Raw genomic sequence first — 12802 nt, 5'->3', positions numbered from 1 at the left:
AGCTGATCAAGTTCGGCATTCGGCCGTAGCGAATAGCGATTTCGGCGCGTAGGTTCGGCGGGCCTGGAAAAGGCGCCGCCCCGAAGGGTCTGCAAACCCCCGGGGCGACTTGGCCGCAACCCCGTAACCCGGAGTCGCAACCCGATGCTTCGTTTAGTCCACCCCGCGCCGCGGGGCCAAGGGACTCGTCCGCCTTCCGGCCGGAAGAGCCCCGCTCTCCTCCCCACGTCCGAAGAACGCCGGCGGATCCGCGCCACGATCCGCAACATCGCCCGCGCCTATGGCGGGGTTGACGTCCTCGCCGCGGTCGTGGGGATCCACCGCGCCACGCTCATCCGAGCCGGGCAGCAGGCGTCCTACGCCGTCGCCGTGCTGGTCGCCCGCGCAGGCGGCATCCCCGTGGAGCAGGTCCTCACCGGGCGTCCCCACGTCGCGGGCGCGTGCGCTCTCTGCGGGCGGAAGGGAGGCGCGTCGTGATGGCCGCGTCCCGCTTCCGCGATCGGCCCCTTCGCGGGACCGACCTCATCGAGATCCAGCGGGCGAACCTCCGCGCCTTGCTGCGTCACCTTCACCGCGAGCACGGAACGTGGATCGCCGTCGCGCACAAGCTTGGCTTCCGCCGCTCCACCGTGCTCGCGTTCTGCGACGGGACGGAGCCCGGGAACATGGCGCTCGCCAGGAGCATCGCGCGCGCCGTGGGGCTCCCGCTCGACGATGCCCTCGCGGGCAAGGCGCCGCCCCGTAAGGCGCCGTCCCTCTCGCTCGTGACGCCTCCGAAGCGGAAGGGCGGTGCTTCATGACCGAGCACGACCACGACCAGGAGCCGCCGAGCATCCCGGCGATCCTCTCCGCGGAACAGGCGGCGCGCGTCCGGAAGGCGCTCACCGCGTACGCCACGGGGAAGACCCGGCGCGAGGTAGCGAAGGCCATCGGCTTCGCCCGCATGTACATCTGCGCGTTCCTGCGCGGCGAGGTCCCGTGCTCGGACGTCCTCGCGTCCCGGATCGCCCGCGCCGTGGGCGTGGACCTCGTCGCCCTGGTTCGAGGGGGCAGCACGTGATCCGGTACCGCGCCTCCCCCAGTGGGGGCGCGCCGATTGTTGAGGCGGACGCGGAGGACATCGAGGCCATACGCCCGATGCTCCTCCGCTATGTCCGCGCGATCGGCGTGGAACGGCGGCACGCGGACGACGTCGTCCAAGAGACGACGATCACGACGTGGGAGGCCCTGAACGAGGGGCGCGTCCGCGGCGGGGAGAGAACGCCCCCCGAGGCGGCGCTCGGCGGCTTCGCACGGCAAACAGCGTGGTTCCACGCCATGAACCTCTCGCGACGCGCATCGACGCTGTACGAGGCCCCGGCGTCCGCGCTTCGGGACGTTCCGGTCCTCGTCTCGCCGGACCCGATGCCCGGCATCGAAGCGGCGGACCTGCTCGCGCGGGTCGTGGCGTCGAACCCGAACGTTGCGCGCGTCGTGGAGCTGGCCGCGCGCGGACTCATCGGGGCCGACGCGGCACGCGCCGCGGGGCAACCCCGGGCGACGTTCTTCGCTTACGAGAAGCGGCTCCGCGCCGCCCTCCGGAAGCTCGGCGCGGTCCCCGCCCCGAAGCAGGCTCCACGCCCCACGTGGAAGACGCGGAAGCGCAAACGCTGAACGGGCGAGCGCCGCCTAATCCGGTGGCGCTCGCCTGCTCCTCCGTCCCAAACGAACCGTTCGTGGCTGCGTTCGACTGTAGCAGCACGAATTTTGTCCCGTATTGTCCGCGCGTGTCAACGTGGTACCACACGCGTTCGGGAGGCTACCATTCCTGCCATTAAAGTCGATGCCACCGAGTTGAACAAGTGGTTCAACGACAAGAAGATCACACTCTCTTGTCCGGTGTGCAAGAGTAACAATATGGGTGTGCTCGGCGTCGTTTACTGCACCCCGATTTATGACCACCCGGCGACGAGCCAGTTTGTAGACGGGTCCTTCCCACTGGTTACCGTGATATGTCTCAACTGCTCGTACGTAATGCAATTTCATGCAGGCAGCATGGGCCTACTTCGCAATCAGCCGGGCTAACTCTCGATGACGCCCACCGACCCCCAGAAGCTAAGCCTAGTCGACGTTCGCGAGCCGAAAGTGCAGTTGCACCGGCTCAAGAACATCGTTACATACGAGGTCATGGCGAGCGACTTGGACCGTCTTGAGGAGGCAGCAGGCGAAGAGAAGAACGCTGCAACGTTCTGTACAGCCGCCTTTGGTGCCATGATCGGCGGTGTTTTAGGGTGGCCATCGAGTGACGCGTCGCCAACCCGGGTTGCGGTACACGTTGCTTTGACGGCGCTGTTTTTGGTTTCAACGCTATGGTTTGGTGTCGCGTGGAGACGCAAGTTCGCGTCCCACAAAAGAATATCCGCTGAAATTCGGCGGAATGCTGTGCTAGCCTCTCACGAAGCTACCGACCTGTCCCAGGTGGCCACTGTGACGCCTATCCAGCCATAGATCACTCATCTGACCACTCGAACAGATGTAGTTGGAGGCCATCCTTGGGTCTTGGGCGCCATGCGAACAGGTCTAGCTGCGTCCCTGGAGGCGATAGAGCCTCGCGCGGAGCCTCCCCCGTCCCGACCCTCGCCTGTGGCGCGGTGGGCGGCGTGGGAGCGCGCGGTGGCGCGCTGGGTTTGCCCTTCCCGCCGTCGACGACGCGGAGCCATCCCTTGCCGTTCGGCAACTCGCGGGCGGCGCCCAGCTTCTCCCCGGGGGCCGGGGCGGGCGGCACGAGCTTCTTCGGCTCCGGAGGCGCGCACGGCTCCGCGGCAAGGGCGCGCTCGACAAGCTCCTGCACGGACCAGACGTGATCCGTGATGCCCGCCTCCATGGCGGGCGTGACGCGCAAGCTCTCGTGGACTCGGCAGAAGTTGTACCAGGCCACGTGCAGCGAAATCGCCGCTCGGTGGTTCTCGATCTTCTTCGAGAAGCCGTTGCAGAGGCGCGTGAACCGGCGGACGTGCATCCGGACCGTGAGGTTCGCGCGCTCAACGTGGGACGTGCTCGCGCGGTCGAGGTTCGGCGCGCCGTGCGCCGTCTTCTTCGTGATGAACGGGTCGCGCGGGGGCTCGTAGCGGTGGTCGTGGCGCTGCCCATCCGCGCGGCCCTTCTTCGTGTAGTTCTTCTGGATCACGGCGTGGTCGACGGCGCCGCCGAAGCTCTGCCCGACGGCGACGGGGTAGCTCTGCCAGCCGTCCGTGGACAGCTCCGGGATCGTCACGAGGCGCGCGCGGAGATCCGCGACGAACGCCTTCGTGTTCGCCTCGTCCCGCTTGCCGACGCGGTAGGCGATCATGAGCTTCTTCGTCCGGGCCATGGCGAGGTAGGCGTAGGCGTCGCCGAACTCCGCGGGATCCTCCGCGGTCACGCGGGCCTGCTTCTTCTGCACGTAGGACCAGATCTCGTCGAGTTCGATCTCGCGGATGTCCAGGTCCCTCACGAGCAGGTTGTGCAGGTAGTCGCACCCCTCGCCCATGCGGAGCAGGGTCGACAGGACTGTCGGGATCGACACGTCCGTCAGCCGCGACGTCGCGCGAACGCTCGCACCCTCTACGAGGTGCCGAACGACGTTCACGCGCTTGTCGAGCGGCAGGACGTTGGCCACGACGAAGCCCCAGCAAGGGCCGCCACGGGTGCCGCGTCGCGCCCCATGCGCGTCGTCGGCTCGACCGTTTCAGCGGCTCACTCGATGGGATGAATCTATCACGATTCGTCGTGTTTTCGTGGTTATTCGGTAATAGGCTAGGACATGAATTGTCCGAGGTAGGACCGTTTGCCCGCGGAGATTGGGGCGTCGATCCGAGGAACAACCGTGCCGTGCGATATGGATGGACGTACGTTGTCTCGTCGGTATCCTCACAGGTATGAGCAACACGCGAGACTCGGGCGGGCGGGGGTACGTGTTCGTCGGCGGGGCGGACACGAACTACTTCCGGCGACTCTTCGGCTTGGCTACCTCATCTCGCCCTCAAACCGAACCTCTATGTCCAGATCCGAGAAGTGAGCCCGTGCCCACTCATGCACGTCCTTCGCATACTCCCGTGCTCGCGCCGTCGTCATGATCTGAGTGCCGTGGATCTCCTCCATGACCGTCGCGCCCATGACCAGCATGTCAAAGCGCGTCTCTAAGAGGGCGTTGACCGTCTCGGCCTCACGACCGGACAACTGAACGTCTTCTTTCTTCGTGGCGATCGATACTTTCAGGGGCATGCCGCCCACGGTACCCTCGACAGGGTGCCGGCGTACAAGTTCGCGGCGAGAGGTCATCGGCCCGAAACGTGCGCGCGTTCGTCGCGCCGAACCGGCTGATCAAGTTTGATCAGGACCTGCAAGACGCTCCTCCACAGGGTCAGCTCGTCCGCCTGGATGACGGCCCGGACATCCGGGACCTGCTCGTGGGCGCGTTTCGCCAGCGCACGCACCTCCTCTTCGGACGGGACGACTTGCCCATCGATCCTTATGGCGCCGTTCGGGCCAAGCACGACGGTGAAGATATTGGCGTCGTTCGTCCACTCCGCCGCCTGTGGCTGGTCGAAGGGGAGCGCCGGCGTCGCCGGGGCCATATCGGAGGGAGGCGACGAGGCAGGCGTCGGCGCGGCGGCCTGGCACGCGGCGAGCAGCGGGAGCGAGACGAGGAGGGCTCCGGGGAAGGGAAGGGGTCGTCGCATCGAACCCGCATCCTGCCACGGGATGAGATCAAGGGGAGAGCTTCATCAAAAAGATATCGTCATACCCGGTGCTCGAGATCTCCGTGGTGCCCAAGCCGATCTTTCCATCGAACGCGCCGCCGAAGACGGTATTTCCCTTGCTGTCGACGGCCATGGCTTCGGTCACCTGGGCCGAGCTGTCCCCGAACTGTTTGGCCCAGAGGAACTTTCCGTTCGGATCGAGCTTGAGCGCGAAGAGGTCGTCGTCTCCCTGGATGTTCACGAGGGGTTCGCCCACGCCGAACGAAAGAACGCCGAGGAAACTCCCCGTGACGATCACGTTGTCGGCCGCGTCCACGGCGATGGCCTTTCCCTCCTGCGGCTGGACGCTGCCGGTTCGGAGGCTCCACAGGTGCTCGCCATCCGGGGTGAATTTCGCGACGAACAGGTCCGGGTCACTGTTCGACGAGGTCGAGAGCGGCTCTCCGCCGAAGTTCACGGTGCCGGCCATGTCACCCGCGAGGAGGATGTTGTTCTTGGTGTCGACGGCGAGCGCGCGGCTCCGTTGCTCCGCATTCGCGGCCCCGAAGACCTGTTGCCAGAGCGGCGCCCCGTTCGTGTCGAACTTGGCGAGGAGAATAGCGCGACTGCCGAAGCTCGCCACGTCGGGCAGCGGTGCGCCGAGGCTCATGGTGCCCGAGAACGCCGTCTCCAGGACGATGTTGTCCAGGTGATCGACCACGACGCGGCAGAGGAGGTGGTTCGGTGGCTCTCCCGGGTTCCCATTGCCGAGGCGCTTGCTCCAGAGCGGAGTGCCGTTCTTGTCGAGCTTCGCGAGGAAGACGTCGCGACTGTTCATCGCGTTGATCGGCTGGCCTGGGATGAACTCGAGCGCGCCCTCGAAATACCCGGCGATGATCGTATTGCCTTTCGAATCGATGGCAATCGTCGTCGCGAGCTTCGGCTGTTGCGAGCCGTCTCCGAATCCCTTCGCCCACACAGTTGCCCCTTCCGGGTCGAGCTTCACGACGAACACGTCGGACCCGCCGCCGCTGTCCGTGAGCGTGACGTCGTTCGGCAGATCGAGGGCCCCCTCGTACGAGCCGGCGAAGAAGATGTTTCGATCGCCCCCGACGGCGATGGCGTTGACGTACTGGTCTTGCCAGTCGCCCGAACGGACGGACCATTGAAATCCGCCCGTCGAATCGAACTTGGCCAGGTAGATGTCCGAGCTCCCATTATTCGACAGATTGTTCGCTCCGTCGAACGAGAAGTCGCCCTCGTAGCTCCCCACGAGGTAGATGGTGTCGTCCGTCGGATCGACGGCGACCCCCGACGCGCGTTGGTCGTTAAACTGAGCGCCGAACGCCTTTCCCCACAGAACATCGCCGGTCGCCATGCCTCCGGTTCCGCCGGCGCCTCCCGTCCCCCCGGCTCCGCCGCTGCCACCCACGCTCGACGAGCTCGTGCTGCCCGGCGGTTTCGACGTATCGAGCGAGAGGCATGCCGTGAGGATGACCGCTGCCGTTCCTGCGAGAAGGATACCACGATAGGAGGAAGCCGCCATGGTGGATACCCCCATTCACGGAGAGAGCTTCATCAAGAAGATATCGTCATACCCGGTGCTCGTCAGCACCACGTTCGGGAGGTTGATGTTCCCGTCGAACGAGCCGCCGAAGATCGTGTGGCCCTTGCTATCGAGGGCCATGGCCTCGGTGTCTTGATGGTCCCCGTTGCCGAAGGCCTTGGCCCAGACGAGCTTGCCGTTCGGATCGAGCTTCAGCGCGAAGAGGTCGTAATCGCCGCCGCCGAGCCCGCTGCCGACGAGCGTGCCCTCGGTATTGAAATCGAGGACGCCGTAATAGCTGCCCGTGACGATCACGTTGTCGTGGGCGTCCACGGCGATGGCCCTGCCTTCCTGCGGTTGGCCATTGCCGGCGCGCAGGCTGAAGACGTGCTTGCCATCCGGATCGAACTTCGCGACGAAGAGATCCGGGTCGCCGGTCGCCGAGGTCGAGAGCGACGCGCCCCCAAAATTGACCGTGCCGGCCATGTCGCCCGTGAGGACGATGTTGTTCTTGGAATCGACGGCGAGAGCGCGGCTGCGTTGCTCTGCATTTGCAGCGCCGAAGACCTGCTGCCAGAGGGGTTTGCCATCCGGGGCGAACTTCGCGAGCAGGATGCCGCGGCTGCCCGCGGGCGCCACGTCGGGCAGCGGCGCGCCGAGGCTCATCGTGCCCGTGAAGGCCGTCTCCAGGACGATGTTGTCCTGGTGATCGAGCGCGACGCGGCAGAGGATGCGGTTCTCCGGGCCGCCCGGGTCCCCGTTGCCGAGGCGCTTGCTCCAGAGCGGATTGCCGTCCTTGTCGAGCTTCGCGAGGAAGACGTCTCGATTGCTCATCGTGCTGATCGGCTGGCTCGGGATGAACTCCAAAGAGCCCGAGAAATAGCCGGCGATGACCGCATTGCCTTGGCTGTCGACGGCGATCGTCGTCGCGATCTTCGGCTGTTGCGAGCCGTCCCCGAATCCCTTCGCCCACACGGTCGCGCCTTCCGGGTTGAGCTTCACGACGAACACGTCGGACTGGCCGCCGATGTCCGTGAGCTTGACGTCGTTCGGCAGATCGAGGGCCCCCTCGTACGAGCCGGCGAGGAAGATGTTTCGATCGCCCCCGACGGCGACGGCGTTGACGTACTGGTCTGCCCAGTCGCCCGAACGGACGGACCATTGAAATCCGCCCATCGAATCGAACTTGGCCAGGTAGATGTCCGAGTTCCCCGCATTCGACAGATTGTTCGCTCCGTCGAACGAGAACTCGCCCTCGTAGCTCCCCACGAGGTAGATGGAGTCGTCCGTCGGATCGACGGCGACCCCCGACGCGTGTTGGTCGTTATACTGAGCGCCGAACGCCTTTCCCCAGACGACGTCGCCCGTCGCCGCGCCCACTCCGCCGTCCCCGCCGCCGCCTGCGCTCGACGCGTTGCCCTGACCGCCCATGCCGCCCGCGCCCGCGTCGCGCTCGGGCGACGGGACGGCGTCGGGCGTGAGGCAAGCTGCGAGGAAAATGACCGACGAGCTCAGAGCGACGATAGGTTTCATTCAAATCGACTCCCGATGGCAGCACCTGCGACATTCGGTCCGATCCACGGGACGACCACGGGGCCTGCCGAAGCCCCCCGCGCGGGTGACTTCTGCCCGAGGACGAACCCCGTCACCGCCGCGCCGAGCGCGACCACGCCCCCGGCACCGAGGCCCACGAAAAGCGCGAAATCACGTTTCTTGCGGCTGTTGTCCTCCGCCGGATCGTATTGCGATAGCGGCGGACAACCGGTCTCCAGGTCGCCCTTGCAGAGCGCCTCCTGCTTCCCCTCGACGCGGGCCTGATCGATACGAAATCCGGCCGCCGCGACGCCGAGCGCGACGCCCCCGCCCGCCGCGACCCACGCCCAGACCGGGATGCGCCCGCCGCCTTGCGGGGCCGCGTCGCCGCGCTCCGGTTCGAGCTTGATGGTGATCTCCTCCGTCTTGCCCTCGGCCGCGGTGAAGGATTTTCGGATCGCGCGAAAACCCGGCGCCTGCACGGCGATCGTCTGCGGGCCCGGATCCATGGGGATGACGCTCCCGAGCATGGCCCCGGGCACCTCCTGGCCATTGCGCGTGATGTAAAGGCCGGGGGGCGGGTTCACGACGGTGAGTTTTACGCGGGGCAGCCTCGGCTCGATCTGGGTGATGCCTTCTTTCGCGATGGTATCGAGCGCGCTTTTTCGCTCGGCGCCCGGCGTCTCCTGGTTGAGCACGAGCGACCGCTTGTAGGCCGACCACGCCTTGGCGAGCTTGCCCTCGTGCTCGTAACACTTCGCGAGGTTGAGCATCGTGCTCGGCGCCACATACACCATCAAGCTCGCCTCGAATTTGGCGCAGCCGGCGGCCCAATCGCCCTTCTCCACGAGCTCCCGCGCGCTCTCGAAGAGCGCCAGCGCCGCGGGATCCGGCACGGCGGGCTCGGCCGCGGCCGCGGGGCTCGGCGACGCGGCTGCCACGAAAAGGCCGAGCCACGCGGCGCGCCGGGAATGCCTAGAGAGTCTTGAGCTGATCATAAAGGGAGGGCTTGCTGGCTGGCTTGGACGGAGCGCTGTGCGACGGAGCTTTTCCGCGAGGCGAAGCCGGAGCGCTGGCCGCCGGCGGGGTCGGGAGCGCCGAGGCCGTGGCCGTGACCGCGGCCGCGACCCCCTCGGGGGTCGTCTGCGGCGCCTGCGGGGACGGCGGACGTTCGGGGGGCGCCACGTTCGTGCTCGCGGCCGGGGCAGCATTCGTGGTTTGGGGGGCCTCCTGCGCCGGACGCCGCGCGACGAGGACGACGATCGACGCGCCGAGGAGCAAGGCCACGAATGCCACGACGATGGCCGTCCAGGGGGCCTTCGATTTCGGTTTGTCCGAGGCGGGCCCGGGCGGGATCCCAGGCGCCGCGGCGAGGGCCGGGGAACGAAGCACCTCGGAGGGCGCGGGCGCCGGCAGCGCGACGCCGAGGGACGCGGCGAGCGCGGCGATCTGCTCCGACGCGCTCTCGTACCGCACCGAGGGCACGATGTCGGTTGCCCGGGCAAACCACGCGTCGAACGCCTCGGGCAAGGTCACGCCATATCGCTTCGCGCGCCTCGACGGCGGCTCCTTCGCGCCCTGCATCATGGTCATCAGGAACGAATAAACGGTCTCACAGGTCTTCGACTCTTCGGCCCAGTAAGGCAGCCCCACGAGGAGCGCATACGCGATGTGCCCGAGCGCATACAGGTCGGAGCGCGGACCGATCGTCCCGTCGCCCGTGATCTGCTCGGGCGACATATAGGGCGGCGTGCCGAGGTTTCGGGTTTGTCGGTCGGCGGCCTCGCTTTGCGCGACGATCTTCGCGATCCCGAAATCGAGCACCTTCACGCGCGGCGAGCCGTCGTCGCGGTGCGTGACGAAGAGGTTCTCGGGCTTGAGATCGCGGTGCACGATGCCCGCCGCGTGGGTCTTGTCGAGCGCGCGCGCGACCTGAAAGAGCAGCGCCACGATCTCCGCCGGCGCGAACCGGCCGCGCGCCTGGAGGAGCGTCGCGAGGTCGTCGCCCTGGAGCAGCTCCATCGTGAGGAACGGCGCGCCCGTCTCGGGATCCACGCCGGCGTCGAAGGTCTCGACGAGGTGCTCGCTCACGATGTCCGCGGTGATCGTGGCTTCGAGCTTGAACCGCTCGCGCATCTCGGCGTTCTGGATGATGCTCGGCAGCATCACCTTGAGCGCGCGCCGCCGCCGCGTCTTGAGGTCGACGACCTCGTACACCGCGCCCATCGCTCCGGCGTTGACGGAACGCACGATCTGGTAGTGACCGTGGAAGATCGAGCCTTCCGGCAGCTCCGCTCGCGAGAGGGTGTTCACGCGAACACCATCGTACCCTGGTCCCGCGCGGCGGTTCAAGAAGCAGGCAGCGGCGGGGACCTGCTGTCACCGACGAATGCGAGCGGGCGCGGTTCCGTGGGGCACGATCGCGGCCACGATTGCCCGCGCCCGCGGGCCGGGTTTCACTTGGGCGATTCCATCACGCATTTCTGATCGCAGCCGTCGCCGGGCGTCTTGTTGCCGTCGTCGCACGACTCGAAGCCCGCCTGGACGATGCCGTCGCCGCAGCGCGGCCCGAGCGTGCAGCCCGCGGCGCATTCGCCGTAGCCGCCGTCGTTCGTGCCGTCGTCACAAAGCTCGCCGAAGAGGCTGTCGATCTGGCCGTCGCCGCAGGAGGCGCCCGTCTTGCAGCCCGGCGCGCACCCACTGCCGTACGGGGTCAAATTGACGCCGTCATCGCACTCCTCGTTGCCCTCCGGCTGCACGATGCCGTCACCACAATACGGGCCCTTCTTGCAGTCGGGCGTACACGAGCCGTAGCTGCCGTCGTTCGTGCCGTCGTCGCAGGCCTCGTTCGGGGTGAGGACGCCGTCGCCGCAGACGCTCTGGCAGGTCGATTTCGTGTTCACGAAATTGGAGAGCGTGAGGCGGTAGTTCGATTGCGACGTGTGCCGCTCGGCCTGGAGGACGACGGTCTCGTAGATCTTGCCGAGCTCGAGGCCGAGCTCCAGCGCCTTCGCGGCGTTGAGCAAGACGCCGCCCGTCTGCGCCCCGTGCACGCCGCCGAGGTTCACCGCGAGCCGCTTGTTCACGAAGACCCACACGTCGTCGTCGCCCGTGAAATCGAGCTGCTCGTTGCCCTTGTACTCGAACCAGTACCGGACCTCGCTCGTGAAGTGGAAGTTGTTCGCGTTCCCCTCGTTGCCGAAGGCGATGCCGTTCAGCGGGAAAAACGTCGAGTCGTCGAACCGGTACGCGCCCGAGGGCAATTGCGTCAGCGTGAGCTTCTGCAGGACCGTGAAGTTCACGCCCGCGACGTCGCGGTACCATTGATCGAAGTTCGCCTTGCCCGAGGTGGTCGGCGTCGTCGGGTTGCCGGCGTAGACAGGCTTGCCGTCCGGGCCGAGCATCGACTGCACGATGCCGAGGTCGTTGCCGCTGAAGTTCTCGAAATCGGGGTGCGCGATCTTGAAGTCGCGCAGGACGATCGGGATCTCCAGCGTGCTCCCCGCGTTCTGCGCGACGTCCTGGCAGGAAAAACCCGGTTCGAGCTGGCAGGTCGACGAGCAGCCGTCGCCGTCTGCGCTATTGCCGTCCTCGCATTGCTCGTTGTCGCCCGGGAGCTTGAGGCCGTCGCCGCAGGTCGACTTGCACGCGCCCAACGTGCAGTCGGGCTCGCGCTGGCAGAAGGGCGTGCAGCCGTCGCCCATGTTGTTGTTGCCGTCGTCGCAGGGCTCCTTGCCCTCGACGATCGCATCGCCGCAGACGGTGGCCTTGCACGGCATGCCCGGCGGGCAAACCCATCCGATTTCGAGCTGGCAATTCACGTCGCAGCCGTCGCCGGCCACGGCGTTGCCGTCTTCGCACTCTTCCTTGCCCGCGATGATGCTGTCGCCGCACGCGGCGGCCTGGCAAGCCGCGCCGATGAAGGGGCATTGCCAGCCGAGCTCGACCTGGCAAAGCGCGTCGCAGCCGTCGCCCGGCGCGGCATTCGTGTCGTCGCACGTCTCGGCGCCCGTGACCTTGCCGTCGCCGCAGACGACCGTGCTCACGCAAGCCATGCCCGGCATCGGGCACGCGTAATCCTTCTCGATCGTGGTGCAATCGTTCGAGCAGCCGTCCCCCGCGTTCACGTTGCCGTCGTCGCAGACCTCCCCCGGCTCGATGACCCCATTGCCGCACACCGGGCCGCACGGCCCGCCGTCACAATCGCCCCCGGTGCCCCCCGCGCCGCCCACGCCCCCCGCGCCGCCCGTGCCCCCGGACCCGACGAAAATGTCCCCGCCCTCGCCCCCGCCGCCGGTGTCCCCGCCATCAGGCGCGCCGCCGGTCCCCGTTCCGCCCGGCGTGCTGGAGGGGTCGCCGCCTCCGCAGCCGACGGCGATCGCGCCGGCCAGGGAAACAGCCGCGAGGGGGAAGAAGATCAAGGCGTGTTTGCGTCGCATGGGGAAGCTCCTTTGGCAGGGGTGGTGTCCGCAGAGGGCGGGACGATCGTGGAAGATACCGCAAACGGCGAAGCCTGGGGGTACCTCCCGGCAAGCCCGTGACGGGTTCGCTGGCTCGCCACGTGGGGGCATGCCGAAGGGTCGTGCGCGCGTGTCGAGGCTGACCCTGGTGAGATACGTGCCTCACCGACGAGCCCCCTTCCTACCTCGGGTCCTTCGGCGAGCCCCGTCGACCTGTCTCCGAGGTCACCCGGGTCATCCCTTCCGCGTGGTGGATGAGACGAGGACCTGACCGGAGTCTGCTCGAAGCCCGGTCGTCGAGGCTCCGGCCTCACCCGAGGGAACCCGGAAGCCCTGCGGACCAGCCTCGGGGATGACTCTGGGAAGCTCGAAGTCTGAACGATGAGCGTTCCATCCGTCCTCGAAGTAGGTAAGCTCGCAACCTCGACACGTCCACCGCGAACGTTCGCGTGAGAAAGTCATCCCGCTTCCCCATGCCCTCCCCGCATCGGCATCCCCTCTTCCTCGCTCTCGTCTCTGCCATCTTCGCCTGTAGCGGCCGCACCGATCTCTCTCTCAAGGCC

At 67.1% G+C, this 12802-nt stretch carries 12 protein-coding genes; 4 read left to right on the top strand and 8 right to left on the bottom strand.

Annotated elements, in window-relative coordinates; translation table 11 throughout:
- Positions 1–144: 144 nt before the first annotated feature.
- The 4 genes from POL67_RS41045 (at position 145) to POL67_RS41030 (ending at position 1653) form a co-directional block, all read left to right on the top strand.
- Positions 145–477 carry a hypothetical protein gene (locus POL67_RS41045; protein ID WP_271926450.1) on the top strand — a complete coding sequence of 111 codons (333 nt, stop codon included), beginning with the start codon at positions 145–147 and terminating at the stop codon, positions 475–477.
- Positions 474–800 (top strand): hypothetical protein, encoded by a 327-nt coding sequence (locus POL67_RS41040; RefSeq protein ID WP_271926449.1) that lies wholly within the window; start codon positions 474–476, stop codon positions 798–800. Before POL67_RS41045 ends, POL67_RS41040 begins: the two co-directional genes overlap by 4 nt.
- The gene (locus POL67_RS41035) at positions 797–1060 is read left to right on the top strand and encodes a helix-turn-helix domain-containing protein (protein WP_271926448.1); all 264 of its coding nucleotides are present in this window, start codon (positions 797–799) and stop codon (positions 1058–1060) included. The genes POL67_RS41040 and POL67_RS41035 overlap by 4 nt, the downstream gene beginning before the upstream one ends.
- A 77-nt stretch (positions 1061–1137) precedes the next feature.
- Positions 1138–1653 (top strand): RNA polymerase sigma factor, encoded by a 516-nt coding sequence (locus POL67_RS41030; protein ID WP_271926447.1) that lies wholly within the window; start codon positions 1138–1140, stop codon positions 1651–1653.
- An 835-nt stretch (positions 1654–2488) separates the two neighbouring features.
- Here the strand turns inward: POL67_RS41030 and POL67_RS41025 are convergent.
- From POL67_RS41025 to POL67_RS40990, 8 genes are all read right to left on the bottom strand, one after another.
- Complete coding sequence (locus POL67_RS41025) at positions 2489–3637, bottom strand: IS1 family transposase (protein ID WP_308789573.1); 1149 nt, start codon at positions 3635–3637, stop codon at positions 2489–2491.
- Between the two features lie 347 nt (positions 3638–3984).
- Entirely contained in the window at positions 3985–4242 is a 258-nt protein-coding gene (locus tag POL67_RS41020; protein WP_271926445.1) for a hypothetical protein, read from the bottom strand.
- Positions 4243–4295: 53 nt separating this feature from the next.
- A complete protein-coding gene (locus POL67_RS41015; RefSeq protein WP_271926442.1) occupies positions 4296–4700 on the bottom strand; it encodes an ExbD/TolR family protein in 405 nt (134 codons plus the stop codon).
- A 28-nt stretch (positions 4701–4728) separates the two neighbouring features.
- Positions 4729–6246, bottom strand: a complete 1518-nt coding sequence (locus tag POL67_RS41010) for an NHL repeat-containing protein (protein WP_271926439.1) — start codon at positions 6244–6246, stop codon at positions 4729–4731.
- A 15-nt stretch (positions 6247–6261) separates the two neighbouring features.
- Entirely contained in the window at positions 6262–7779 is a 1518-nt protein-coding gene (locus tag POL67_RS41005) for an NHL repeat-containing protein (protein ID WP_271926436.1), read from the bottom strand.
- A complete protein-coding gene (locus tag POL67_RS41000; protein ID WP_271926434.1) occupies positions 7776–8720 on the bottom strand; it encodes a hypothetical protein in 945 nt (314 codons plus the stop codon). The genes POL67_RS41005 and POL67_RS41000 overlap by 4 nt, the downstream gene beginning before the upstream one ends.
- 34 nt (positions 8721–8754) lie before the next feature.
- Entirely contained in the window at positions 8755–10092 is a 1338-nt protein-coding gene (locus POL67_RS40995) for a serine/threonine protein kinase (protein ID WP_271926433.1), read from the bottom strand.
- A 143-nt stretch (positions 10093–10235) separates the two neighbouring features.
- Positions 10236–12218: a DUF4215 domain-containing protein gene (locus tag POL67_RS40990; RefSeq protein WP_271926431.1), complete on the bottom strand. Its 1983-nt coding sequence runs from the start codon at positions 12216–12218 to the stop codon at positions 10236–10238.
- Positions 12219–12802 lie beyond the last annotated feature (584 nt).

This window comes from Polyangium mundeleinium (assembly GCF_028369105.1).
In the GTDB taxonomy this organism is placed as follows: Bacteria; Myxococcota_A; Polyangia; order Polyangiales; family Polyangiaceae; genus Polyangium; species Polyangium mundeleinium.
The sequence above is the reverse complement of the archived record's forward strand: the minus strand, read 5'-3'. Positions and strand labels throughout refer to the sequence as shown.